This is a genomic window from Rhodanobacter sp. FW102-FHT14D06 (assembly GCF_043950705.1).
In the GTDB taxonomy this organism is placed as follows: domain Bacteria; phylum Pseudomonadota; class Gammaproteobacteria; order Xanthomonadales; family Rhodanobacteraceae; genus Rhodanobacter.
This window is the reverse complement of the sequence record NZ_CP170722.1, coordinates 3,978,228-4,003,144: the sequence shown is the minus strand read 5'-3', so window position 1 is coordinate 4,003,144 and position 24,917 is coordinate 3,978,228. Positions and strand designations below refer to the sequence as shown.

Below are 24,917 nucleotides of genomic sequence, written 5' to 3'. Positions count from 1 at the left end.
CGAGGGGCCGGGGCAGGGTGCGTCGGCTGCAACCCAATGGAGACATGTGCCATGTCGAACGACAAAGATATCGAATCGCGTCGCCGGTTCCTCAAGGTGGCCGCAGGGACCACGGCGGCAGCCGTGGTGATGGGGGGCCTGCCGCGGTTCGCGCGTGCCGCCGACCTGCCGGCGTTGGGCCCTGACGATCCGACCGCCAAGGCCCTGGACTACGTGGAGGACACCACCAAGTCCACCAACCCCAAGCACAAGGCCGGCGACGATTGCGCCAACTGTCAGTTCTACTCCGGTGGCCCCACTGGCCGCGGCCCGTGCCAGCTGTTCCCGGGCAAGTCGGTGAACGCGAAAGGTTGGTGCGTGTCGCACACCCCCAAGAAAGCCTGACCGCCACGCGGCAAGCTCTGCAAGGCCGGCGATCTCGCCGGCCTTTTCATTTCATGGGGCGGATTCCGCGGACGAGCCGGTGATGGATGCGCGGATGCTGGACAAAGTGCGGCCCGGCGACGTCAGGCTGAGGAGCTGCTTTGCCTGACGGGCCGGGCCGCGATCCGGGGCCCACTGCCAAGTGATTTACCCTCGGACTGGGGATCATACTCCCGCGTTCGGCGAATGGGCGACCCCGGATGCAACTCGCCGCGATGGCGCACCGACAAGCTATTTAAAATCAATAACATAACACGCATTTTACATTCAAGTTCGCATGTTCTGACGAGAATGGTGGAATCGCGACGTTTGCGTTACTTGTGTGCTTATGAAGTATTTTCAGCGATCTTAAGCGAATATCACTGAAATTTCGTCACGGACGGTTGATTGGCCGCCTGATGCAGCACGCTGTGCTTGCGGCTGTAGAGGAAGTAGATGGCGAAACCCAGCAGGGTCCAGCCGCCCAGGATCGCCCAGTTGAACCAGTCGAGACTGAACAGCAGGGCGAAGCAGCACGCCACGCCGGCAAGGCAGGTAAACCAGACCCACGGCACGCGGAAGGTGCGCGGCAGGTCGGGCAGGGTGTAGCGCAGGATAAGTACGCCGGCGCACACCGCCGAGAACGCGATCAGCGTGCCCATCGAGGTGAGGTTGGCCAGCAGGTCGAGCGGGAACACGGCCGCCAGCAAGGCGATCATGCTGCCCGTGATCAACGTGTTGATGTGCGGCGTGCGGTGACGCGGATGCACCTTGGCGAACACTTTCGGCAGCATGCCGTCACGCGCCATGATCATGAAGATGCGCGGCTGCGCGATGATCATTACCAGGATCACCGACGACAGGCCGATCATGGCGCCGATCTCCACGATCAGGCGCAGCCAGTCCAGCTCCGGATGCGCGGCCACCGCGGTGACCACCGGCTCGGCGGTGTCCAGCAGGGTGTACGGCACCAGCCCGGTGAGCACCGCGGCCATCGCCAGATAGAGCACGGTGCAGATCACCAGCGACACCAGGATGCCGAAGGGCAGGTCGCGTTGCGGTGTCTTGCATTCCTGCGCCGCCGTGGAGGTGGCCTCGAAGCCGATGTAGGCGAAGAACACCATGGCCGCGCCGCGCATGATGCCGGACCAGCCGTACTTGCCGTCGCCCTGCGGCTCGGGGATGAACGGGTGCCAGTTCTCGGGGTTCACGTAGCGGTAGCCGGCCACCACCACGATGATGATCAGACCGACCTTGACCAGCACCATCAGCGCGTTGAGGCTGGACGATTCGCGGATGCCGATGTAGCACAGCCAGGTCAGCGCCATCACGATTGCCACCGCGGGCAGGTTGAACAGGTGGCCCGTGACCACGAGTTCGCCCTTGGTGAAGGCCAGCGGTGCTTCGGTCAGCGCCACCGGCAGGTGCAGTCCCATATGATCGAGCAGGCTGGTGAAGTAGCCGGTCCAGCTCGCCGCCACGGCGGAGGCGGAGATGCCGTATTCCGCCACCATGTTCCAGCCGATGAACCAGGCCGCCAGTTCGCCCAGCGATGCATAGGCGTACGAGTAGGAGCTGCCGGAGATCGGGATCAGGGTGGCGAACTCGGCATAGCACAGCGCGGCAAAGCCGCTGCAGATCGCCGCGATGATGAAGGAGATCAGCACCGCCGGCCCGGCGTGCTCGGCTGCAGCCGTGCCGGTGACCACGAAGATGCCGGTGCCGATCACGGCGCCGATGCCCAGCGCGGTGATACCCCACGGCCCCAGCGTGCGGCGCAGGCCTGGACCGTGGGCGTGGTCGTCGTTGCTGAAATCGGTCTTGCGGGCGAGCAACTGGCTGAGCATGGGAAAGTCTTCGTGGCCGGGGCGGAGAGCAGCAAAAGCGTCGCGGCCGGCGTTGGAGGCGCCGGCCGCGGGTTGGTCAGTGGGCGTTCTGGCGCAACTTGCTGTTGCGGTAACCGTAGAAGCCGTAGATCAGGAAGCCGATCGCGGTCCAGCCGAGGATCAGCCACCAGCGCACCACGAACGCCTGCCAGAACAGGAACAGGCAGGCCGCCGCGCCGAGCGGGCAGACGACCCACACGAATGGCACGCGGAATGCGCGCGGCAGATCCGGGCGCGTGTGGCGAAGCACCAGCACGCCGATGCATACGGTGGTGAACGCCAGAAGCGTGCCCATCGAAACCAGGTCGCCGAGCACATCGACCGGGAACAGGCCGGCCAGCACCGAGGCGATCACGCCCACGATGACCGTGCCCACGTACGGGGTGCGGTGTTTCTTGTGCACCTTGCCCAGCAGCGGCGGCAGCAGGCCGTCGCGCGACATCGAATAGAAGATGCGCGGCTGGCCCATCAGCATCACCAGCACCACCGAGCTGAGACCCGCCAGCGCGGCAAACACCACCAGGATCTTCAGCGTGCCGAGGATATGGCTGGCGCTGCTGCCAGCCGGCACGTTGCCCAGCACGTAGTTGAGCGCGGTGGCCACCGGCTCGGGCGTGTTGAGTTCGGTGTAGGGGGCCAGGCCGGTCAGCGCCGCGGACATCGCGATGTAGAGCAGGGTGCAGATCGCCAGCGAGCCGAGGATGCCGATCGGCATGTCGCGCTGCGGATTCTTCGCCTCGCCCGCGGCAGTCGATACGGCGTCGAAGCCGATATAGGCGAAGAACACCAGCGTCGCCGCGCGGATCACGCCGCTCCAGCCGTACTTGGCGCCGCCCTCGTTCTCCGGGATGAACGGGTGCCAGAGATCCGGGTTGAGGTAATGGAACGTCACGGCCAGGAACAGCAGGATCACGATGACCTTGATCGCCACGATGATCGCGTTGACCGTGGCCGATTGGGTGATGCCGCGGTAGCAGAGCCAGCTGATCGCCGCCACGATGGCCACCGCCGGCAGGTTGATCAGGGTGCCGGTGGCGATGATGTGGTGGCCGCTGGCGTCGAAGGTCAGTGGTGCCGAGGCCAGTGCGGCGGGCAGCGAGACATCCACGCCGATCCAGGCGCTGATCATGCGCAGCATTTCATTGAAGTAGCCCGACCAGCCCACCGCCACGGTCGAGGCGGCGAACAGGTATTCCAGCACCAGGTTCCAGCCGACGAACCAGGCGACCACCTCGCCCAGCGTGGCGTAGGAATAGGAGTAGGCGCTGCCCGATACCGGCAGCATCGCGGCGAACTCCGCGTAGCAGAGACCGGCCAGTGCGCAGGCGAAACCGGCCATCAGGAAGCTGATCACCAGCGCCGGACCGGCGAACTGCGCCGCCGCCGTGCCGGTGAGCACGAAGATGCCGGCGCCGATGACCGCGCCGATACCGAGCATCACCAGGTGACGCGCGGTCAGTGCGCGTTTCAGTGTCACCTCGCCGGTACCGCTGCCCTCGACAGGCTCGCCGGCGTCGACATGAGGCATCGCCTCGATGCCGTGGGTGGCAAAAAGACCTTTTGTCATCGGGTTCCCCTCGGATGGATTTCCTGTCCTTTCCGCGCGATGGCGGCGTGCGTGGACAGGCTGGACAATGGCGGGCCAACATATCCCATGCGACGAAGGTTGTACAAGCTTCGTCCATGTTGCGGCGAAACATGCCGCGCCCACTTTCTTTCACGCGTGCAGGTGCCCATGGGCGAGTCCGCAAGCAGTCTCATCCAGGCCCTTCGTCGCTACCGTGACCAATGGCAGGGTGACGCCGACGTCGTCGCGCAGTTCGAGGATTTCGCGCAGACACACGCGGATGCTTTCGAGCGCAGCAACCCGGTGGCTCATTTCACCGGCTCGGCCTGGCTGGTCAGCGCCGATGGCGGCCGTGTCTTGCTGATGCATCACCGCAAGCTGGATCGCTGGCTGCAGCCGGGCGGCCATGCCGATGGCGACACGGACCTCGGGCGTGTGGCCCTGCGCGAAGCGGAAGAGGAAACCGGCCTGACCGGCCTTCGTATCGATGGCGACATTTTCGACATCGACCGGCACCGCATCGCGGCGCGAGGGAACGAACCGGAGCATTGGCATTACGACGTGCGTTACGTGGTGCATGGCGGCGCCGACGAATCGTTCGTGGTGAATGCCGAATCGCACGCGTTGGCATGGCGACCGGTGAACGAAGTTGCTGCCGACGAGACGCTCGACGCGTCGTTGCGGCGGATGGCGCGCAAGTGGCTGATGAAAATGTAGGAGCGCAACTTGTGCGGATGCCTTTCGGCCAAGGCCCAAGAGCATCGCGCACAAGGTGCGCTCCCACAGCCATCGCTGGGGAACTACGCGATACCGAACGCCGCACCGATTCGTGCGTGGCGACGGCGGGCCGTGCTCGCCCTACGTGTATTTCTCCGGTGCGGGATGGACGTGGCCGCATTCGCTGCAGGTGCGTGCGTCGGTCGAGCGGTAGAAGCGCTCGAATACCGGCGGGAAGTCCTGCTCGATGCTGGCGAGGGTGAAATACTCCTCGTAGAGCTTGTGGTTGCATTGCTCGCAGAACCACATCAGGCCGTCTTTTTCGCCGGGCAGGCGGCGGCGCTCGATCACCAGTCCGATCGAGCCGGCGGCGCGGTTGGGCGAATGCGGCACGCGTGCGGGCAGGTAGAAGATCTCGCCGGCGCGCAGCGGGATGTCGCGGGCCACGCCGTCGTCCTGCACCTTCAGCGTGATCTCGCCCTCGAGCTGGTAGAAGAACTCGGGGCCTTCGTCGTAGTGATAATCGGTGCGCGCGTTCGGGCCGCCGACGATCATGATGATGAAGTCGCCGTCGACGATGCACTTGTTGCCCACCGGTGGCTTCAGCAGGTGGCGGTGCTCGTCGATCCAGCGCTGCAAGTTGAGGGGCGGGGTCAGGGACATGGCGTCGCTCGCGTTCGATGGCCGCATCTTAGCGCTGTCGCCGCGCTCAAACTTCCAGCGTGGCCAGGTCGCCCTTTTCCTCCAGCCACGCCTTGCGGTCGCCGGCGCGCTTCTTGGCCAGCAGCATGTCCATCAGCTTCGCCGTGCCGGCATCGTCGTCGACGGTCAGCTGCACCAGGCGGCGGGTGTCCGGGTGGATGGTGGATTCGCGCAACTGCGGCGGATTCATCTCGCCCAGGCCCTTGAAGCGGGTGGTGCTGACTGCGCCCTTGATCTTCTCGCGCTCGATCCGCTGCAGCATCGCTTCCTTCTCGCCCTCGTCGAGGCAATAGAACACCTGCTTGCCCACGTCGACGCGGAACAGCGGCGGCATCGCCACGAACACGTGGCCTTCGCTGACCAGTCGCGGGAAATGCCGCAGGAACAGGGCCGAGAGCAGGGTGGCGATGTGCAGGCCGTCGGAGTCGGCGTCGGCGAGGATGATTACCTTGCCGTAGCGCAGGCCGCTCAAGTCGTCCTTGCCCGGATCGCAGCCGATCGCCACGGCGAGGTTGTGCACTTCTTCGGAGGCCAGCACCGAGGTGGATTCGACCTCCCACGTGTTGAGGATCTTGCCGCGCAGCGGCAGGATTGCCTGGAACTCCTTGTCGCGTGCCTGCTTGGCGCTGCCGCCGGCCGAATCGCCCTCGACCAGGAACAGCTCGGTGCGGGTGAGGTCGGTGGCGGTGCAGTCGGCCAGCTTGCCGGGCAGTTGCGGGCCCTGGGTGATCTTCTTGCGCACGATCTGCTTGGCCGCCTTCAGCCGTGCGCTGGCGCGCTCGATCGCCAACTGGGCGATGCGCTCGCCCATGTCCACGTGCTGGTTCAGCCACAGGCTGAAGGCGTCGTGGATGACGTTCTCGATCAACCCGGCGGCATGACGCGAGGACAGCCGCTCCTTGGTCTGGCCCGCAAACTGCGGGTCCTGCAGGCGCGCAGACAGCACGAACGCGATGCGCTCCCACACATCCTCCGGCGCCAGCTTCACGCCGCGCGGCAGCAGGTTGCGGATGTCGCAGAACTCGCGGATCGCGGTGGTCAGGCCACTGCGCAGGCCGTTGACGTGGGTGCCGCCCTGCATGGTGGGGATCAGGTTGACGTAGCTTTCCTGGACCAGTTCGCCCTCGGGCAGCCAGGCCAGCGCGACCTCCATGCCTTCGGCGTCGCGCGCCATCTGGTGCACGAACAGCTCGGTCGGCAGCAGCTCGTTGCCGTTCAGTTCTCCGCGCAGGTAGTCGCGCAGGCCGTCCTCGTAACGCCATTCGACGACTTCGCCGCTGGCCTCGTCGGTGAGTTTCACGTCGAGCCCCGCGCACAACACGGCCTTGGCGCGCAGCAGATGCTTGAGCTTGCCCAGCGAGATCTTCGGCGAGTCGAAGTATTTCGCCTCGGGCCAGAAACGCAGCGTGGTGCCGCTGCGCTTCTTCGGCACCGTCCCTGTCATCTCCAGCGAGCTGACCTTGTCGCCGTGCTCGAACGCCATCGCGTATTCCGAACCGTCGCGACGGATGGTCACCTCGACCCGATCGGACAGGGCGTTGACCACCGACACGCCGACGCCATGCAGGCCGCCGGAGAAGCTGTAGTTCTTGCCGCTGAACTTGCCGCCGGCGTGCAGCCGGGTCATGATCAGCTCGACGCCCGACACGCCTTCCTCGGGATGGATGTCCACCGGCATGCCGCGACCGTTGTCGCTGACCGAAACCGAACCATCGGCATGCAGCACCACCTCGATCGCATTGGCGTACCCGGCCAGCGCCTCGTCCACCGAGTTGTCCACCACCTCCTGCACCAGGTGGTTCGGGCGGGTGGTGTCGGTGTACATGCCCGGCCGGCGCTTGACCGGGTCCAGGCCGGAGAGGACTTCGATGTCGACGGCGTTGTAGCGACTGCTCATGCGGGTGTTTTCTGCGAGACAAGACACAAAGCATGCGGGGCTCGGGCGGGCAGGGTCAAGCCGACGCACAACAGGCACGCCGCCTGGCGCTTGGCGCCTGCTGGTCACGTCCCCGACGTCATGACCAAAAAAGGGCGCTTGGGGAAAGCGGCAATTGGCTTCGCGCTGGATAGCCTCGGGGTTGAGCTGACCCCGCTGACGCCCGCGTGGCTCGGTGACGCCGAGGCGCAATTTATTGCGACCAGGCATCGCTTGTCGTCACGCGCAACGCGGGACTAGAGTTGCGCGTCGACTCGCCATGTCGTTGCGGACACGGCGCAGCCCGACCGTCAAATCATCAGGGGAACAGCATGAATCGAGGGGTCAATTGGGCCGTTGCCATGGCAGCGGTGATGGGGCTGGCCGGCTGCGCACAGCAAGCACAGGTGATACGGCCGAGCGCGGCGCAACTGCACGAGCTCGAACCAGTGTCCGTGGTCGAGGTGATCGATCAGGACAGTCTGGCTGCGCAAGACACGTTTACTGCCGCCAGTGCCAACGTGATCGCGGGGCCAGGCGTGCCGATCATGGCCGCCGCGGCCGGTGGCGCGCTTGGCATGGCGATAGTCAATGCGGAGATCAAGGCGGAGGCGAAGCGATTTGCCGAGGAGCACGTGCAGCCGCTGCGCGCAGCCTTGCAGGGGTTTGACGCAAGATCGGCATTGAGCGACTCGTTGCGGCAGGCGTTGATCCTGCAACCGGCGCGCTTCGGTGATTTCAAGATGGTGGCAACCGCGCCGGCCTCCGCTCCCCGTCGCCTGCTGGTGAAAACCACGTACTCGATGACGCCGGATTTCTCCGCCTTGCAGGTGATCTCGCTCGTGTCGATCGAAGGCACTGGCGCAGACTCCGGCAAACCGATCTACCGGAACATGCTCGTCTATCAGTCGAAGCGGCAGGTAGCGCCGCGGAAAACCGCCGAAGACAGCAAACGCATGACAGCGCAGGAAAATCAGCGTTATTTCGCATTGCATGTGGATGACGACATCGCAAAAGCCAATGCCGACCTGAATCGGCGCGACCCGGAGGCGGCGCGCTTGCGCACGAAGATCAACCAGGAGCAGGTCGAGCACCGCAGGCGGCTGGCGCAGGCGGCTTCGCCCATATGGGATGCCGATACCCGCGCCCAGTATCTGGCCGGTGCCTGGGCAGCCGATCATGGAGAGGCGCTGAAGGCCGCGATGCAGGCCAGCGGCGCCGAGATTGCACATATGTTGCAGCTGGACTTGGCTGCACAGGCCACCATCGGCCAGGTCGGAAAGCCGCGTACGGTGTTCACCAGCGACACGCGGGAGATCGAGTATGTCGACGGTGGCCGCATGGTATCGGTGGCAATGGGCGACGGTGATGCTTCGTTGAAAAAGCCTTCGCCGACGGTGACCGTGCCGATCAGCGCTGCAGGCGTGCGTTGAACACGGCGATGCGGGTTTCCTGTCGCGGCGCACTCGACGCGGCTGACGAACATCTTCGGTGACTTTTTGGGCGGGAGTTCAGTACGCGTGCGGACTCGCTTGCGCAAACTGCTGTTCAAGTGATCAGGCGTTGCAGGAGGCAAGGGGCCGATGGAGCGCGTGATCACTTCGCAGAAGGGTGTGGGTCGTCTTGTCTTCGGGATGTCCGCGGCGCAAGTCAGGGCGCTGCTGCCTGCGAGGTTCAACTCGTTCAAGCGGACCCCGGACGCCGCCTGTCCGAGTGACCACTTCGCCGACCTGGGGCTGTTCGCCATTTACGACAAGGCTGGACACCTTGAGGCGATCGAACTCGCCCCGCCTGCAGTGCCGCAGCTCTGCGGGATCAACCTGCTGGGGGTGGGTTTCGACGAGGCCGTGAAGTACCTGAAATCCAAGGATCCACAGCTGGAACGCGAGGTCGATGGGGCGATTTCCTTGGCGCTGGGGATAAGCCTCTACGCTCCGCATGCGGCGAAGGATCCGAAACTGCCGTCGGAAAGCGCGCTCGTGTTCGCACCCGGCTACTACGACTGAGTTGGTGTCGCGGTCGTCAGGGGCTCACCGATACCCCTGCGCCTGCAACGAAAACAGATGCGCGTAGTGCCCGTTCTTGGCCATCAGTTGTTCGTGGTTGCCGCGTTCGATGATGCGGCCGTCCTGGATCACGATGATCTGGTCGGCCATGCGCACGGTGGAGAAGCGGTGCGAGATCAGGATCGCGATGCGGCCGCCGGAAAGTTCGCGGAAGTGTTCGAAGATGGTGGCTTCGGCTTGCGCATCCATCGCGGCGGTGGGTTCGTCCAGCACCAGGATGTCGGCGCGCGAGCGCATGAAGGCGCGGGCCAGGGCGATCTTCTGCCACTGGCCGCCGGAGAGTTCGCGGCCGTCGTTGAACCACTTGCCGAGCTGAGTCTCGAAGCCGGCGGGCAGGCTGTCGATGAAGTCGCTGGCCATGCCCTTGTCGCTGGCCTCGCGCCAGCGCGCCTCGTCGTCGAAGTGGGTGACGTCGCCGGCGCCGACGTTCTCGCCCACGCGCATCTGGTAGCGGGCGAAGTCCTGGAAGATCACCCCGATGCGCTGCAGCAGCACGGCCTCGTCCCATTCACGCAGGTCGGTGCCGTCGAGCAGGATGCGGCCGTTGTCGGGCGTGTACAGGCGCGTGAGCAGCTTGATCAGGGTGGTCTTGCCCGAGCCGTTCTGGCCGACCAGGGCCAGCGATTCGCCGGGACGGATGTGCAGGTCGATGTCGCGCAGCGCCGGCTCGCTGGCGCCGGGGTAGGTGAAGCTGACCTGCTCGAAGCGGATGCCGTCCTCGGGCTTCGCGCCGCGCTGCGCCATGCCGGTCGCCGGCGGCACCGGCGTTTCCAGGTACTCGTACAGCGTGGAGAGGTAGAGGTTGTCCTCGTACATCCCGCCGATCGCCGACAGCATCGCCGACACCGCCGACTGGCCCTGGCGGAACAGCGCCAGGTACATCGTCATCTGGCCCAGGGTGATGCGCGCCATCACCGTGCTGGCGGCGATCCACGCATAGGCGCCGTACAGCGCCAGCGTGCCCAGCAAGCCCAGCACGAAACCCCAGCTGTCGCGGCGCACGGCGAGGTCGCGATCGGCGCGGTACAGGGTGTGGAAGATGTCGCGATAGCGTTGCAGCAGCAGGGGGCCGAGGCCGAACAGCTTCACTTCCTTGGCGTGGTCCTCGCGCGCCAGCACGGTTTCCAGGTACAGCTGCATCCGCGTTTCGGGCGACCGCCAGCGGAACAGGCGGAATGCGTCGCCGGAGAACTTCGTCTCGGCAAAGAACGACGGCAAGCCGGCCAGCAGCAGCACGGCCACCGCCCACGGCGAGAACTGGAACAGCAGGCTGCCGTAGCTGAGCAGCGATATCGCGTTCTGGCCCAGCCCGAACGTGCGCGTGACCAGCGACAACGGCCGGCTCGATGCCTCGCGCCGGGCGCGGGTGAGCTTGTCGTAGAACTCCGAATCCTCGAAGTGCGCCAGCTCCAGGGTCAGCGCCTTTTCCAGGATCATCACGTTGACGCGCTGGCCGAGCTGCGCGCGCAGCAGCGACTGGCACAGCGACAGGCCGCGTTGCGCGCCGGCCAGCGCCGCCACCAGCACGCCTTCCAGCGCCACCCATTCGAAGACCGATCGCAGCGGCGCGTGGCCGTCTGTGGCCCAGAGGCGGCTGGCGGCCACCACCGCATCCACGATGTGCGCACCGACCCAGGCGATGCCGGCCGGCAGCAGGCCGGCGACCAGGGTGAGCGCGGCCAGCGCGACGGTCAGCGCGTGGCTGGTGCTCCAGACCAGTTCCAGCGCACGACCGCTGTAGCGGAACACACCCAGGAAGCTGCGGGCGAGTTCCTTCGGTGGCTCGGGAGAAGTGGCGTGGGGTGGCACGTGGGAGGTCGCCGGAAGGCGCGGACGGTGCGCGGAGCTTCCGACATGGGGGTCGTGCCGTCACACGCAAGGCGACCCCTGTCGCAGGAGCGCCCTTGGGCGCGATGCCTTTTCGTTGCGTCACGAAGAGCATCGCGCACGAGCGCGCCCCTACAAAGCGGCCTGGTAGAGCTCGGGGAACAGCCGCTGCAGGTGGGCCACCTTGGGCGCATCGTTGATCACGATGTACGGGTTGCGCGGGTGCAGGTCGTAATAGTGCTGGTGATAGGCCTCGGCCGGGTAGAACGCCGTGAGCGGAACCACCTGGGTGACGATCGGCGCGGCGAACGCATGGGCCGCCGTCAGCTGGGCGATGTAGTCGGTGGCGATCTTCTTCTGCTCGTCGTTGCCGTAGAAAATCACCGAGCGGTACTGGGTGCCGCGATCCGGTCCTTGCCGGTTGAGTTCGGTGGGGTTCAGCGCGACCGAGAAGAACACCTGCAGCAGCGTGCCGTAGCTGACCCGGGACGGGTCGAACTCGACCTGCACCGACTCGGCGTGGCCGGTGTCGCCGCCGCTGACCTCATCATAGTGGGCGGTGCTGGCGGCGCCGCCGGAATAGCCGGCGGTGACCTTGCGCACGCCCTTCACGTGCTCGAATACCGCCTCGATGCCCCAGAAGCAGCCGCCGGCGAGCACGGCCACCTCGTCGTGCGCGGTGGAAGGCGCCGCATCGACGACGGGCGAGGGCAGGCGCACGCCTTCACGAGCAGCCGCGGCGGGCTGGCAGGCCGCGAGGCCGGCGAGCAGGAGCGCGGCGACAAACGGAAACAGGCGGCGTGGACGGATCATGGGCAACCTCGCTGACGATGGCGTGCGGACGCACTCAACCCATCATTCGTCGACGGGAGGGCGGCGGTTACCTCGCGACGGTGCGGCGCTACCATGGGCGGCGAATTCGCTGGAGGGTTGCATGCCTGACGCCGTCAATCTGGACGCCTACCTGCGCCGCGTGGGCTGGTCCGGCCCGGTCGGGGTGGATCTGCCGACCCTGCGCGGGCTGGCCATCGCGCACGTGGCCACGATCCCGTTCGCCAACCTCGATCCGCTGATGGGCCGGCCGGTTGATCTCGGTCTGGCGGCGTTGCAGCGCAAGCTGGTCGACGAGGGCCGTGGCGGCTACTGCTTCGAGCAGAACTTGCTGTTCGAAGCGATGCTGCGCGAGATCGGCTTCGAGGTGAGCGGCCTGATCGCCCGCGTGCTGTGGGGTCATCCGGAGGATACGCAAACCCCGCAGAGCCACATGCTGTTGCGCGTCGAGCTGGAGGGCGAGAGCTGGCTGGCGGATGTCGGCTTCGGCGGCCACGTGCTCACCGGTGCGCTGCGGCTGCTGCCGGATATCCGGCAGGCCACCGCGCACGAACCCTTCCGGTTGCTCGAACGCGATGGCGAGTGGCGCATGCAGTCGCTGGCGCATGGCCAGTGGCGCACGCTGTACCGGTTTGATCTGCGCGCGGTGCCGATGGTCGATTACGTGGTGGCCAATCATTACGTGTCGAGCCACCCGGCCTCGCGCTTCGTCAGCCATCTCTTGCTCGGCCGCACCACCGCGGATCGACGGTTGGGCCTGCTCGATTACGAGTTCACCATCCGTCGCGATGGCCAGGAGCCGGAGCGCCGGCAACTGCGCGACCTGGCCGAGCTGCGCGAGGTGATGGAAGGTGAATTCCTGCTGCCAGCTTCCGCGGTCGAGGCGCTCGGCGATCGCCTGCAAGGCTTGCCGCGCGCCTGATTCAGCGGTGCCCGCCGGCCGACGGGCGGCCGTCTTCGTCGCCCAGCGGGTCGGCCAGCACGTGGATTTCCACGTCGTCGAGGGTGACGAACTGGCCTGCGCGGATCTTGCAGGTCTTGCGCAGTTCCACGGTGCCGTCGACCTTCACCGCGCCGCTCGCCACGATCGCCTTGCCGGCGCCGCCGCTGTCGCACAGTCCGACCAGCTTCAGCAGCATGTTGAGTTCGACGTAGCCGCCTTCCAGTTCAAATTCGATGGTCTGCATGGTCTTGCCGTGGGGATGGATGGTCCGCGCTCAGGCGGAAGGATGGGCGTGCTCGAACGCGCTGTCGGGCAGCGCCAGGAAGGCGAACCAGGGATGGTCGTGCTCTGCGCCGAAGGTGGCGGCGTCGTCCAGCACGCCGAGCAGGATCTCGTAGTCGCGGCTGGCCGTCGCGCGCAAGTCGTCGACGTGCTCGAACAACAGCACGTGGCCCCACGCCGGCAGCCAGCCGAGATCGCGCAAGCAGTCGGCCAGCGCGTCCCAGTTGTGACCGAAGCTGGCCGGCAGCTGCAACGACACCGCCAGGCGGTGCAGCAGTTCATCCTTGTCGTGGCAGCCGGCAAGGTCGGTGCGACACACGTGCAAATCGTCACGCGCCGCGATGCGGGCCAGCCGATCGAGATCGTCGACGCCGACGAAATACACGCCGCTCAGCGCGGGCCGGGTCAGGTCCAGGTCGAAACGGTCCGCGCTCATCGCGCCACCTCGAAGCGGCGGAAGCTGCGGTAGTGATCGTCGGTGTAGTACCAGACTTCCGGCGGCGTGCCGCCGGTGACGATGCGCCGCGCGCCGCGGTTGCGCGCGCCGGGCGTCTCGACCGTGTACTCGTGGTAGTAGCCGCGTGGCTCCTTGGGCAGCGAGCCTTCGTAGTTGCCGAACACGGCGCCGTCCTGGCGGTGCTCGAACGGACCGCCGGCGGCGATCCGCTGCACCATCGCGCGCGCCTGCAGCGGCAGCGATGCCATCGCGTCGTCCGCCGGTGCCACGCGCGTGGCGACAGGGTTGCCGGCGGGGCCGGCAGGCGCGCCCGGCGCTTCGCCGTGGCGCTGCCACAGCAGCACGGCGACGATGGCGATCAGCAGCAACAGCAGCGGTCGAATACGGCGCATGGTTCTCGCGGCAGGCGGTGGCGAGGCGAGCTTAGCAGGGCCGAACGGGGCTGCAGGCTTCCTTCATCGAAGGAAATTACGCACACTCCGCCTTCGCCTCGATACAGCGCGTGCGCTGCCCACCCGACTTCCGGAGCCCGGATGAGCACCACCTCCGACCATGATCGCGGCCGCTTGCCGCGCCAGATCGCCTACATCATCGGCAACGAGGGTTGCGAGCGTTTCTCGTTCTACGGGATGCGCAACATCCTCACTCCGTTCCTGATCACGAGCTTGCTGCTGTACCTGCCCGAGGGCCAGCGCATGCTGGCGGCGAAGGACGTGTTCCACACCTTCGTGATCGGCGTGTATTTCTTCCCGCTGTTGGGTGGCTGGATCAGCGACCGTTTCTTCGGCAAGTACAACACCGTGTTGTGGATGAGCCTCGTCTATTGCGCCGGTCACGCCTGCCTGGCGATCTTCGAGGACAACCGGCTGGGTTTTTTCGCGGGACTGGGCCTGATCGCGCTGGGCGCGGGCGGCATCAAGCCGCTGGTGGCGTCGTTCGTGGGCGACCAGTTCGACCAGTCGAACAAGCACCTGGCGAAGATGGTGTTCGACGCGTTCTACTGGATCATCAACTTCGGCTCGTTCTTCGCCTCGCTGCTGATGCCGCTGTTCCTGCACCACTTCGGCGCGGCGGTGGCGTTCGGCATTCCCGGGGGCCTGATGTTCGTCGCCACCGTGGTGTTCTGGCTGGGCCGCAAGCAGTACGTGATGGTGCCGCCGGGGCCGCCGGACCAGCACGCGTTTTCGCGGGTGGTCCGTACCGCGCTGCTGACGCAGCGGCCGGGTCAGACGCGGCCGGGCTTGTGGCTGGCGGTGGTCGCGGTGGTGGTGGCGCTGGCGTCGTTCGCGCTGGTGCCGTCGCTCGGCTTCGTGATCGCCGCATGCATCGCGCTGGTGGTGCTGATCGGCGGCGTGGGCGGCGGCGCCTGGCTGCAGATGGATCGCGCACGGGGCGCGCATCCGGACGCTGCGGTCGATGGCGCACGCAACGTGCTGCGCGTGCTGGTGATCTTCGCGCTGACCACGCCGTTCTTCTCGCTGTTCGACCAGAAGGCCTCGACCTGGGTGATACAGGGTGGCGAGATGACGATGCCGTCCTGGTTCCGGCCGGCGCAGATGCAGGCGCTGAATCCGTTGCTGGTGATGCTGCTGATCCCGTTCAACAACCTGGTGCTGTACCCGCTGTTGCGCCGGCTCGGCTACGAGCCCACCGCGCTGCGCCGGATGACCGCCGGCATCGCGTTCAGCGGCCTGGCCTGGATCGTGGTGGGCGGCCTGCAGGTGGTGATCGACGGCGGCGATCCGCTGTCCATCGTGTGGCAGGTATTGCCGTACGCGCTGCTCACCTTCGGCGAGGTGCTGGTCTCCGCGACTGGTCTGGAGTTCGCCTACAGCCAGGCGCCGGCCTCGATGAAGGGCGTGGTGATGAGTTTCTGGAACCTCACCACCACGGTCGGCAACCTGTGGGTGCTGCTGGCCAACGCGGCGGTGCGCAACGAAAGCGTGATCGGTTCGATCGCCCACAGCGGGCTCAGCGTCACGGCGTTCCAGATGTTCTTCTTCGCCGCTTTCGCCTTGCTCGCTGCGCTGGCGTTCGGCCTGTACGCCAGGCGTTATCGCGAAGTCGACCACTACCGCCCTGCCTGATGCAGGGTGCACTCCTGCAGATCACGTGGCGGCGCCCGGGCGATCGCGCCCGCCCTGCGGCGCCGAATCCACGCGTGATTGCAGCGCCATCGCGGCGGCCGGGTTGCGGTGCTTGGCGGCGCTGATGAAGAACACGAACACGTCGCGCGGCTTGCCTCGTGGCTGCACGGCGGCCGCGTGCGGAAGGTCGGCGATGTCCTCGCCGGCAGCCCAGGCTCGTGCACGCGTGGCCCAGAGGTCGAGCGCGTCGGGGGCGTAGCCGGTCGGGATGCCGTCGACGCTGCGCATCAGGCGCGCATAAGCGAAGTCGCCGGTGAGATCGGCCAGCGACGGGTACTCGGTCGAGTCGGTGAACACGGTGGGTACGCCTCGTGCGCGGGCCAGTTCCACGTACGGTGCGCAGGCGAAGCTGGGGTGGCGCACTTCCAGCACGTGGCGCAGAGGGTGCCCGTTCAATTCGCGCGGCAGGGCGTCCAGGAAGGCCGCCACGTCATTGGCATCGAACCGTCGCGACGGCGGCAGCTGCCACAGGATCGGCCCCAGCCGGTCGCCCATCTCGACGAGGCCGCCGTGGATGAATCCGCCGATGCCCTTGCCGGTGTCGGCCAGCCGCTTGCCTTCGGTGATGTAGCGCGGCGCCTTCAGCGAGAAGACGAAACCGTCCGGCGTTTCCGCCGCCCACTTCGCGTACGTGGCCGGTTTCTGCGCGCCGTAGAAGGTGCCGTTGATCTCGATCGCGCGCAGCTGGCGGCTGGCGTATTCCAGCTCGCGCCGTTGCACGAGTTTCGTCGGGTAGAAGTTGTTGCGCCACGGTGCGTAGGTCCAGCCGCCGATGCCGGCGCGGATCGTGCCGTGCTTGTTCATGGCGTGGCCCCGCCGGGCTGGTGGCGCAGCCATTCGGAGGTGCCCATGCACAGCACCAGCCACGCCGCGCCGATGGCATAACCGGCCATCACGTCACTGAGGTAATGCACCTGCAGCAGGATCCGGCTGACGCCGATCACCCCGACCATCAGCACGGCGCCGGCGATGACCGCGCGATGGAAGCGCGGCGTCAGCCGCAGCAGCACGTAGGCCAGCATGCCGTAGAACACCATCGCGCCGAACGCGTGCCCGCTGGGGAAACTCCAGCCCGGCTCGACGATGAAACCGTGGTCGTGCATCGGGCGGGCACGGCGGAACAGCGCCTTCAGCCCGCCGTTGATCGGCAGGATGCCGAGCAGGGCCACGCTCCAGCTCGCCGCCAGCGTCCACTGGCGGCGCAGCAGCAGGATGAGCAACACCACGGCCGCCGCGCTGGCGACCCACAAGGTGTCGCCCAGATGGGTGATGGCGGCGATCACGCGCAGCGCCGGCACCGGCAGATGGGCACGAAGGCTGGCGGCGAGGCTGGCGTCGAAGCCGTCCAGGCCGGTCGTCGGCTGGCCGGAAATCGCCAGCGCGAGGCCGCCGAAGAACAACCCCAGCACCATGCACAGCAGCAGGCCCGTGCGCCAGCGCAGCATCGTCGGCGCCTGGCCCAGCAGCGCAGCGCGCCGCTGCCAGCGCGCGTTGCGCCGCCAGGCCAGGTCGCCGGCCAGCAAGGCCAGCAGCAACAGCAGCGCCCACAGCAGCAGGGAGTGCAGCGCAATCCATTCCGCCAGCGTGTTCATTGCGATCCTCGTTTCGCTTGCCGATCCGCGCATGATCGCGGCTTGCGCGGCCGGCGTCGAGTTGGATGCCGGGCTGGCCTTGCGGGCGATTTCTCGCGATAGTGCGCGGGTCGTCGCCCTGGGGGAGAACTTCGATGGTCCAGCGATTCGGGTCCGTGCGTGCGCTGTCGTTCCGGCTGTTGGCCGGCCATGCCTTGCTGGTGCTCGGCGCGTCGGCGCTGGCGCAGGCCCCGGCCACGCAGCAGCTGCCGCCGCCGGTATCGACCGGCGACATCGTGCAGCCGCTGCTGCCGGCGCAGCTGCAGGATTTCGACGCCTACATGGCGGATACGCTGAAGACCTTCGAGGTGCCCGGCATCGCGGTGGCCATCGTCAAGAACGGCAAGGTGGTGATGGAGCGCGGCTTCGGCGTGAAGGAGCTGGGCAAGCCGGACCCGGTCGACGCGCACACGCTGTTCGCGATCGCCTCCAACACCAAGGCCTTCACTGCCGCGGCGCTGCAGCAGCTGGCCGACGCGGGCAAGCTGGACATGGACGACCGCGTGATCGACCACCTGCCCTGGTTCCGCATGTCCGATCCGTACGTGACGCACGAGATGCGCATTCGCGACCTGCTGGCGCACCGCAGTGGCCTGAGTCTGGGCGCGGGTGATCTGCTGTACTGGCCGCCGTCCTCATACACCACCAGGGAAGTGGTCGAGCGGTTGGCCAAGGTGCCGCTGAAGAACGGTTTCCGCAGCCACTACGCCTACGACAACATCCTGTTCGCGGTGGCCACCCTGGTGATCGAACAGGCTTCCGGCCAGAGCTATGCCGACTACGTGCGCGAGCACCTGTTCAAGCCGGTGGGCATGGAGGAGTCGCTGATCGACATGACTTACCTGAAGCCCGGCATGGACGTGGCTGCCGGTCATGCCCCTTACGAGTTCAAGGACATCAAGCCGGTGCCGCCGATGGCCTGGCTCAATGATCCGGGCGCTGGCGGCATCTACTCCAGCGTGCATGACCTGGCCAAGTGGATGAACGTGCAACTGGCCGGCGGCGCCTTGCCGACCGTGGGCGCCGACGGCAAGCCGCGGCGGGTGTTCTCCGAGAAGAGCCACCACGAGATGTGGTCGATGCTGACGCCGATACCGATCAGGAAGGCGTCGATCCCCGAGCTGGAGCCGCTGACACCGGACTACTACGGCTATGGCGAAGGCTGGTTCCTCGGCCAATACCAGGGCCGCAAGCTGGTCTGGCATACCGGCGGCTGGCCCGGTTTCGTCTCGCGCGTGACGATGGTGCCCTCGTTGAAGCTCGGCGTGGTGGTGCTGACCAACCAGCAGTCCGGCGCCGCGTTCAACGCGGTGACGTACCGAGTGCTGGATGCGTACCTCAACCCGTCGCACAAGACCGACTGGGTGGCGGTGTACGAGAAGGCCGTGCAGCACGCCCAGGCCAAGGCCGACGACAGCGTGGCGAAGCACGAGCAGGCGCGCGACAAGCGCAGCAAACCTTCGTTGCCGCTGGCCGATTACGCCGGCACCTATCGCGACCCGTGGTACGGCGACGTCATCATCAGCCAGGAACACGGCAAGCTGCGCATGCGCTTCGGCAAGACCGAACAGCTGGTCGGCACGCTGACGCCGTGGCAACACGACAGCTTCACCGTGCGCTGGGATGACCGCTCGCTGGACGCCGATGCCTTCGTCGATTTCGCGCTGGACATGGACGGCAAGATCCGTGAAGTGCGCATGCAGCCGATCTCGCCGCTGACCGATTTCAGTTTCGATTTCCAGGACCTGCGACTGGTGCCGGTGGAGGCCGCCACCGGGGCGTCAGCAGGCAAGTGATCCATCACGGCGCCGTTCGCGGCGTCCACGCCGAAGGGGAAGGGACATGAATCATCGTCGTCACGCCGGGGCGATCCTGCTGGCTTTCGGCTTGCTCGTCGGCGTTGCCCAGGCACGCAGCGACAAGGCGCTGGAACATCGCTACATCCGCGTCGAACTGGGCGCGGCCAGCACGCAAGCGACTTCGGGCCGGCTGCTGCTGTTCGCGGTCGATGCCAAGGCGGCGCAGGCGGTGGCCGAAGCGGAGTCCAAGGGCAAGAGCAGCGTGGTCGAGTCGGTCGACGCCGATCCGTTCAGCGGCACGGTGACCAGCGTGGCCGCGCGCGAGGTGGACCACTGGGCGCCGGGACAGGCCATCGACATCGACACCAACCGCATGGCGTACCCGGCTCCGTGGTCGCAGCTGCCGCCGGGCGATTACCTGGTGCAGGCCGTGCTCGACGTGAACCATGACTACAACTACACCGGGCGTGGTGCCGGCGATCTGGTCAGCGACGTGGTCAGGCTGCATCTGCCGGCGACCGGCGTGCCGGAACTGGTCCTGGCGAAAGCGTTGCCGACGGACGGCGATCCCTGGGCCGTGCCGGATTCGGCCCCGCCGGCGATGCGCGAAAGCGTGGCCGCCGCTCGTCCGCACGCGCACCTGGTCGATTTTACCAGTCCGTCGCTGAGTGCGTTCTGGGGCCGGCCGATCCACATGCGCGGTTGGGTGCTGACCCCGCCCGGCTACGACGCCGCGGCTGCCGCGCGTTACCCGACCGTCTATTACACGCAGGGTTTCGGCGGCAACAACGAGCGCGTGATCGGCCCGGTCGTCACCGTCTACACCGCGATGGCGAAGCAGCAGATGCCGCCGATGATCTGGGTGTTCCTCGACGAGTCCAGCCCCACCGGCACCCACGAGTTTGCCGACTCGGTCAACAACGGCCCGTGGGGACTGGCGCTGACCACCGAGCTGATCCCGCATCTCGAAGCGCACTACCGCATGGATGGCGATGCCAACGGCCGCTTCCTCAACGGCCACTCCTCCGGCGGCTGGGCCACGCTGTGGCTGCAGACGCGCTACCCGAAGCTGTTCGGAGGCACCTGGTCGACCTCGCCCGACCCGAGCGACTTTCACGATTTCACCGGCGTGGATCTTTACGCGCCGCACGCCAACGTCTACCGCCGGCCCGACGGCTCGGCCTACCCGCTGGTGCGCAACCACGACAAGGTGCTGGGCACCTTCGAGCAGTTCGCGAAACTCGAACGCGTGCTGGGCAGCTACGGCGGCCAGCTGGCGTCGTTCGAGTGGGTATTCTCGCCGCGCGGTGAGGATGGCCGGCCCGTGCCGATGTTCGATCGCGACACCGGCGCCGTCGACCCGGCGGTGGTGGCGTACTGGCGTGATCACTACGACATCGCGCACCGCCTGCAGCAGCAATGGCCGCAGCTGAAGCCCGACCTCGACGGCAAGATCCATCTCTACGTGGGCACGGCCGACACCTTCTATCTCGACGGTTCCGCGCACAAGCTGAAGGCCGTGCTCGATGGCCTGGGAGCGAAGACGGAGTTCCGCTTCCTGCCTGATCGCACCCACGGCAACCTGTACTGGATCGGCGAGGACCACCACGGCCTGCTCAAGCAGATCAGCTGGGCGATGTATGCGATCGCGCGGCCGGATTCCAGGCTGAAGCCCGTCGTCACGCCCTGATCCTCATCGCGCCGTGGGGCGGGCACCGCCCGCCGCCCGCGCGTTTCCGGTTCATTCCGGCTGCCACGGGTCGTAGCTGCCGATGTACCAGAGGTGGCCCTCCGGGTCGTGGCAGCTGTAGCCGGCGCCGCCGTAGTCCTTTTCGGCGTAGTCGTCGACGATCACCGCGCCGGCTGCCTTTGCCCGCTCGTAGTGGGCCTTGCAGTCGGTCACGGTCACGCAGGCGCACTGCGTCTCGCGACCGCCGATCTCGTCGGGTTGGGCAATGTGCCGGCCGAAATCGTCATGACGCACGCCGCCGAGCATGATCATGCCGCGGCCGTAGGCCAGTTGTGCGTGCTCGACCTGGCCGGCGTCGTTCTCGTAGATCGCGTGCCGTTCGAAACCGAATGCCTGGCAGAGCCAGGCGATGGCCGCGTGGGGGTCGCGATAGCGCAGGCAAGGGATGATGGTGCTGCCGCCGGACTGTTCCATGGGGTACCTCCGTGGTGGAATTTCGCAGAGCCGGTGAGGTGGTCATTCCGCTTGCACGAAACGACGTCGCGGCCCAGCAAGGACGCGACCAGACTAGCCCCGCGAGGCGTGGCGGTCTTGTAGATTTCCGTCGCTCAATCGAGCGGCAGGTGGTTCGAGTAGGGACCGCGCGCAGCCATGAATGCGGTCGGCGTGACGCCGGCGAACTGGCGGAACTCGTGGGTCAAATGGGCCTGGTCGAAATAGCCGCCATCGGCCGCCACCTGGCTCCAGTTCACCGCCGACTGCGCTGCCGCATGATCCACCACCGCGCGAAAGCGCAGCAGCCGCGTGTAGTGCTTGGGACGCATGCCCACCTGGCGCTGGAACAGCATGCCGAAGCGGCGCTCGGACAAGCCTGCCTCGCGCACCAGCGGCGCGATGCGTTGCACCTGCGGCGGGTCGGCCAACCGATCCAGCGCGTAGGCGATGGCGGGATGCAAGGCGGTGCTGTGCAGGCGTCGCACCAGCCACCGGGTCAGCAGGCGCAGGCGGCCCCGTGGTGCGGGGGTTTCCAGCAGTTGCTCGCGCAGCAGCGCGGCGGCCGGCCCGAACAAGTCACCCAGGTCGACGTCCCATCCGATCAGCGTGGTGGCGTCCTCGCCGGTCAGCGCGTGGGCGCCTCCCGGGCGGAACACCACGCCCATCACGCGGATCTGTTCGGCGGTGTCGATGATCTCGCTGCGCAGGGTGGGGCCGCCAAGCACGCAGGCGGACGAGCGGATACACCGCCGCGCCGCGTCATCGGTGTAGACACGGGTTTCGTCCTCGTGCAGGTTGATGATGAGCTGCGCCCCGGGTTGCGGCAGCACGCGCTCGTGGCGATGCGCCGCGGGCGGCATGTCCCAGTCCCAGACTTTCGCGATCAGCTTGTCCAGCGGTGGCCCGGGCAGGTAGTACTGGAATCCCATCGGCTCGTCTCCGTGGATACGCGGCAGTCTGGCGTGCCGGCTCAGCCCGTCTGTTCGTCTTCCTCGGCCAGCGGTGGCAGGGTGCGCACCAGTTGCGCGCGCACCAGCGGCAGTCGCGCGCGGCGCAGGCGCTGCAGCAGTTCGAACAGCAGGTCGCTCTTGACGCCGCCGGTGTCACGCGGGCTGCCGACGTAGGCCACGCAGTTGAAGGTCATCGAGCCGGCATCGAGGCCCTCCAATTGCACGTAGGGCGCCGGCGCGGCCAGTGTGCCCGGGTGTGCGCCGAGCACCTCCAGCGCCAGTGCCCGTACCTTGTCGGCGTCGGTGTCCAGCGGCATCGGCAGCTTGATCTGCACGCGGCCCAGCGCGTTGGCCTGGGTCACGTTGCGCACGTTCTCGGTGATCAGCTGCGAGTTCGGCACGATCACGGTGGATCGGTCCCACAACTGGATCTCCGTGGCGCGCACGTTGATCCGGCGGATGTCGCCCTCGACCTCGTTGAGGCTGACCCAGTCGCCCACCTTCACCGGCCGTTCCACCAGCAGGATCAGGCCGGAGATGAAGTTCTGCACGATCGCCTGCAGGCCGAAGCCGATGCCCACCGACAGCGCGCTGACGATCCAGGTGATGCTGGTCAGGTTGACGTGCAGCGCGGCCAGGGTCAGCACCAGCACCAGCAGGCCGCCGAGGTAGCCGAGCAGGGTGACGATGGAATCCTGCATGCCCGGTTCCATCGTCGACTTGGGCAGCAACTGCTCGCGCAGCCAGCGCTTGAGCATGTGCAGCAGCACGCCGCCGCCCACCAGCACCAGCACCGCCCGGAAAATGTTGCCGGGATTGATCGGCAGATCGCCCAGTTTCAGGTTGCCGAAGGTGCGTAGGGCGCTGGCCAGCAGGTCGCCCGGGCCGGCGCCGAACGGGGTCAGCACGATGGCGATGGCCAGCAGGGTCAGCAGCACCTTGGCGATGCCGGCGAGCAGGGTGGCGGCCTGGTCCAGCGCATGCGGCGCCAGCTGGAAGGATGCCTGCAGCCGCTGGCCGCCGCGTTCGTGCGGCGACAGCGCGACGTGGATCAGGTCGTTCAACAGGTGGCCGAGCAGCCACGCGCTGGCCACGACCACGCCGACCCACAGCATCTGCACCGCGGCGAAGAACGCCAGCGCGATGTAACCGGTGGCCACGCCCAGCCAGCTCACCAGCACGCCCAGCACCGCGCCGGCACCGAGCGCGCCGACCCACAACGGCTGATGTTCGACCACGCCCTCGGCCGCCGCCTGCCGCCGCGCCCCACGCAAACGCCACCAGCCCGCCGCGATGAGACCGCTGACCACCAGCGCCACCGCGCCGCGCGTGGCCACCGTGGTCGGCAAGCTGGAGCCGATCGTGCGGCTGATGCGCTCGACCAGGCCGAACAGCAACGCGGCGGCGCCGAGCAGCCAGGGAAGCATGCGCAGGCGCTGCGCAGCCAGGTCGGACAGCGGCGGCAGGCGCCAGCTCGGCCGGCGCACGGAGAGCAGCGCGCGGCCCAGCCCGGTGACAAACGCCGCAAACAGCACCAGCCGTACCGCCGAGCGCGCCAGCGCGTCGAGGTCCGGTGCGAGGATGTCGTTCCAGTTCAGGCCCAGGTACGCCAGCTGGGCGGCGATGCCGGTGGTGAGCAGCGCGGTGAGCGCGACCGCCACCGCCATCGCGCTGCGGCGCAGATGGCCGTCCGGCACGTGGCGCGTGGCCAGGCGCAACAGCAGCCGATCGAGCAGCCAGCGGCCCACGCCAAGCCACAGCAATGCGCCAATCAGGCACAGCAGCAGTGGCGTGCGGTTCGGCGCTTCCCACGCCTCGCTCCAGGCATCGGCCACGCGACCGCCGAGGCGGTCCAGCCGTGCCAGGTCATCGGGAAAACTGCGCGCCGGCTCGCTCCAGAATGCGCGGCCGAACGGCGATGCCGTGCGCGAGGCCAGCCGCGCCTGGAACGCGTCGTTGCGCATGCCGGTGATCTGCGCGGCCAGTTGCAGCGCGTTCTGGCCCAGCAGCTGCGCCTGCTTGATCCGTGCATCCAGCGCGGCGCCGGCCTTGTCCAGTTGCCGCCGCTGGGCCGCGACCTGCGGCGCTTCCGGCGCCGCGCCCTTGGCCGGCGGCGGGCCCAGCACGTCGAGCTGCGCCTGCAGCGCGGCCAGCTGGGGCGCCAGGTCGCTGGCCAGTTGCCGCGCCTGGTCCTGCACCGCCAGCGCGTCGTTGCGCAGGTCGCCGAGCGAGCTGGCGGCTTGCTTGTCCTTCAGTGCTGCCTTGAGTGCATCGAGGCGATCGTCCAACTGCTCCAGCGACTGCGCCGGCGTGGCGGCGCTCGCCGCCGATGCCGGCGCGGCGTCGCCTTGCTGGGCGTGCACGGCGAGGCTGCCGCAGGCGAGCAGGGCGAGCAGGAGGAAGCGGCATGGTGTGGGCATCCGCGCATGATCGGAGCGGTGCGACAGGCGGTCAATCGTGTTGGCGTCCTGCGCGGCGGAAGGCACGGCGACGGTTCAGCTTGGTTGCGCGGTGGCACGCGCGGGCAAGCGCGCCTGGCCTGCCGCAGTCGCCGCCGCTGGTCACGCGTGGGTCCTTGCATGCAGCCAGCCGCGCACCCACGCTAGAGAA

22 protein-coding genes are annotated in these 24,917 nt (G+C 67.3%); 8 read left to right on the top strand and 14 right to left on the bottom strand.

Translation table 11 applies throughout. The features are described from left to right. The first annotated feature begins 51 nt into the window (after positions 1 to 51). A complete protein-coding gene (locus ACFCQI_RS18150) occupies positions 52 to 384 on the top strand; it encodes a high-potential iron-sulfur protein (RefSeq protein WP_395118983.1) in 333 nt (110 codons plus the stop codon). 398 nt (positions 385 to 782) lie between these two features. Here the strand turns inward: ACFCQI_RS18150 and ACFCQI_RS18145 are convergent, their stop codons facing one another. Both ACFCQI_RS18145 and ACFCQI_RS18140 read right to left on the bottom strand, forming a co-directional pair. Further along, positions 783 to 2,249, bottom strand: a complete 1,467-nt coding sequence (locus ACFCQI_RS18145; RefSeq protein WP_395118981.1) for an amino acid permease — start codon at positions 2,247 to 2,249, stop codon at positions 783 to 785. A gap of 76 nt (positions 2,250 to 2,325) precedes the next feature. Further along, entirely contained in the window at positions 2,326 to 3,855 is a 1,530-nt protein-coding gene (locus ACFCQI_RS18140) for an amino acid permease (RefSeq protein WP_395118979.1), read from the bottom strand. Positions 3,856 to 4,023: 168 nt separating this feature from the next. Between ACFCQI_RS18140 and ACFCQI_RS18135 the strand changes: the two genes are divergently transcribed. Then, a complete protein-coding gene (locus tag ACFCQI_RS18135) occupies positions 4,024 to 4,572 on the top strand; it encodes an NUDIX hydrolase (protein ID WP_395121404.1) in 549 nt (182 codons plus the stop codon). Between the two features lie 141 nt (positions 4,573 to 4,713). Here the strand turns inward: ACFCQI_RS18135 and ACFCQI_RS18130 are convergent, their stop codons facing one another. Then, the gene (locus ACFCQI_RS18130; protein WP_395118977.1) at positions 4,714 to 5,235 is read right to left on the bottom strand and encodes a 3-hydroxyanthranilate 3,4-dioxygenase; all 522 of its coding nucleotides are present in this window, start codon (positions 5,233 to 5,235) and stop codon (positions 4,714 to 4,716) included. A gap of 46 nt (positions 5,236 to 5,281) precedes the next feature. Further along, positions 5,282 to 7,171: a DNA topoisomerase IV subunit B gene (parE, locus tag ACFCQI_RS18125; protein ID WP_395118975.1), complete on the bottom strand. Its 1,890-nt coding sequence runs from the start codon at positions 7,169 to 7,171 to the stop codon at positions 5,282 to 5,284. 350 nt (positions 7,172 to 7,521) lie between these two features. Between parE and ACFCQI_RS18120 the strand changes: the two genes are divergently transcribed. After that, on the top strand, positions 7,522 to 8,622 hold the full coding sequence (locus tag ACFCQI_RS18120; protein WP_395118973.1) for a hypothetical protein: 1,101 nt from the start codon (positions 7,522 to 7,524) through the stop codon (positions 8,620 to 8,622). A gap of 150 nt (positions 8,623 to 8,772) precedes the next feature. Beyond that, positions 8,773 to 9,195, top strand: coding sequence for a hypothetical protein (locus tag ACFCQI_RS18115; protein WP_395118971.1), 423 nt, complete (start codon positions 8,773 to 8,775; stop codon positions 9,193 to 9,195). A 24-nt stretch (positions 9,196 to 9,219) separates the two neighbouring features. Here ACFCQI_RS18115 and ACFCQI_RS18110 read toward each other — a convergent pair whose 3' ends face one another. Both ACFCQI_RS18110 and msrA read right to left on the bottom strand, forming a co-directional pair. Beyond that, positions 9,220 to 11,064, bottom strand: coding sequence for an ABC transporter ATP-binding protein (locus ACFCQI_RS18110; protein ID WP_395118969.1), 1,845 nt, complete (start codon positions 11,062 to 11,064; stop codon positions 9,220 to 9,222). A gap of 150 nt (positions 11,065 to 11,214) precedes the next feature. Further along, positions 11,215 to 11,895, bottom strand: a complete 681-nt coding sequence (msrA, locus tag ACFCQI_RS18105; protein ID WP_395118967.1) for a peptide-methionine (S)-S-oxide reductase MsrA — start codon at positions 11,893 to 11,895, stop codon at positions 11,215 to 11,217. Between the two features lie 121 nt (positions 11,896 to 12,016). On the opposite strand from msrA, the gene ACFCQI_RS18100 reads away from it, so the two are divergent. Continuing rightward, a complete protein-coding gene (locus tag ACFCQI_RS18100) occupies positions 12,017 to 12,835 on the top strand; it encodes an arylamine N-acetyltransferase (protein ID WP_395118965.1) in 819 nt (272 codons plus the stop codon). A gap of 1 nt (position 12,836) precedes the next feature. On the opposite strand, the gene ACFCQI_RS18095 is transcribed toward ACFCQI_RS18100, so the two are convergent. Genes ACFCQI_RS18095 through ACFCQI_RS18085 form a run of 3 tightly spaced genes read right to left on the bottom strand, consistent with a single transcriptional unit; the run spans position 12,837 to position 13,987 of the window. Then, complete coding sequence (locus ACFCQI_RS18095; RefSeq protein WP_395118963.1) at positions 12,837 to 13,100, bottom strand: RNA-binding S4 domain-containing protein; 264 nt, start codon at positions 13,098 to 13,100, stop codon at positions 12,837 to 12,839. A gap of 30 nt (positions 13,101 to 13,130) precedes the next feature. Then, positions 13,131 to 13,574: a barstar family protein gene (locus ACFCQI_RS18090; protein WP_395118961.1), complete on the bottom strand. Its 444-nt coding sequence runs from the start codon at positions 13,572 to 13,574 to the stop codon at positions 13,131 to 13,133. Then, positions 13,571 to 13,987: a ribonuclease domain-containing protein gene (locus ACFCQI_RS18085; protein WP_395118959.1), complete on the bottom strand. Its 417-nt coding sequence runs from the start codon at positions 13,985 to 13,987 to the stop codon at positions 13,571 to 13,573. Before ACFCQI_RS18085 ends, ACFCQI_RS18090 begins: the two co-directional genes overlap by 4 nt. A gap of 141 nt (positions 13,988 to 14,128) precedes the next feature. Between ACFCQI_RS18085 and ACFCQI_RS18080 the strand changes: the two genes are divergently transcribed. Continuing rightward, positions 14,129 to 15,682 (top strand): oligopeptide:H+ symporter, encoded by a 1,554-nt coding sequence (locus ACFCQI_RS18080; RefSeq protein WP_395118957.1) that lies wholly within the window; start codon positions 14,129 to 14,131, stop codon positions 15,680 to 15,682. 21 nt (positions 15,683 to 15,703) lie between these two features. On the opposite strand, the gene ACFCQI_RS18075 is transcribed toward ACFCQI_RS18080, so the two are convergent. Together ACFCQI_RS18075 and ACFCQI_RS18070 are read right to left on the bottom strand one after the other, a co-directional pair. After that, a complete protein-coding gene (locus ACFCQI_RS18075) occupies positions 15,704 to 16,546 on the bottom strand; it encodes a DUF72 domain-containing protein (protein WP_395118955.1) in 843 nt (280 codons plus the stop codon). Next, a complete protein-coding gene (locus ACFCQI_RS18070) occupies positions 16,543 to 17,334 on the bottom strand; it encodes a phosphatase PAP2 family protein (RefSeq protein ID WP_395118953.1) in 792 nt (263 codons plus the stop codon). The genes ACFCQI_RS18075 and ACFCQI_RS18070 overlap by 4 nt, the downstream gene beginning before the upstream one ends. A gap of 134 nt (positions 17,335 to 17,468) precedes the next feature. Between ACFCQI_RS18070 and ACFCQI_RS18065 the strand changes: the two genes are divergently transcribed. Continuing rightward, positions 17,469 to 19,169, top strand: coding sequence for a serine hydrolase (locus tag ACFCQI_RS18065; RefSeq protein ID WP_395118951.1), 1,701 nt, complete (start codon positions 17,469 to 17,471; stop codon positions 19,167 to 19,169). A gap of 46 nt (positions 19,170 to 19,215) precedes the next feature. Then, positions 19,216 to 20,862, top strand: coding sequence for an alpha/beta hydrolase (locus ACFCQI_RS18060; protein ID WP_395118949.1), 1,647 nt, complete (start codon positions 19,216 to 19,218; stop codon positions 20,860 to 20,862). Between the two features lie 51 nt (positions 20,863 to 20,913). Here the strand turns inward: ACFCQI_RS18060 and ACFCQI_RS18055 are convergent, their stop codons facing one another. The 3 genes from ACFCQI_RS18055 to ACFCQI_RS18045 all read right to left on the bottom strand — a co-directional run bounded on the left by ACFCQI_RS18055 (position 20,914) and on the right by ACFCQI_RS18045 (position 24,727). Beyond that, a complete protein-coding gene (locus tag ACFCQI_RS18055; protein WP_395118947.1) occupies positions 20,914 to 21,336 on the bottom strand; it encodes a VOC family protein in 423 nt (140 codons plus the stop codon). A 134-nt stretch (positions 21,337 to 21,470) separates the two neighbouring features. After that, complete coding sequence (locus ACFCQI_RS18050) at positions 21,471 to 22,286, bottom strand: helix-turn-helix domain-containing protein (protein ID WP_395118944.1); 816 nt, start codon at positions 22,284 to 22,286, stop codon at positions 21,471 to 21,473. 41 nt (positions 22,287 to 22,327) lie between these two features. Beyond that, positions 22,328 to 24,727 carry a DUF3772 domain-containing protein gene (locus ACFCQI_RS18045; protein WP_395118941.1) on the bottom strand — a complete coding sequence of 800 codons (2,400 nt, stop codon included), beginning with the start codon at positions 24,725 to 24,727 and terminating at the stop codon, positions 22,328 to 22,330. Positions 24,728 to 24,917 lie beyond the last annotated feature (190 nt).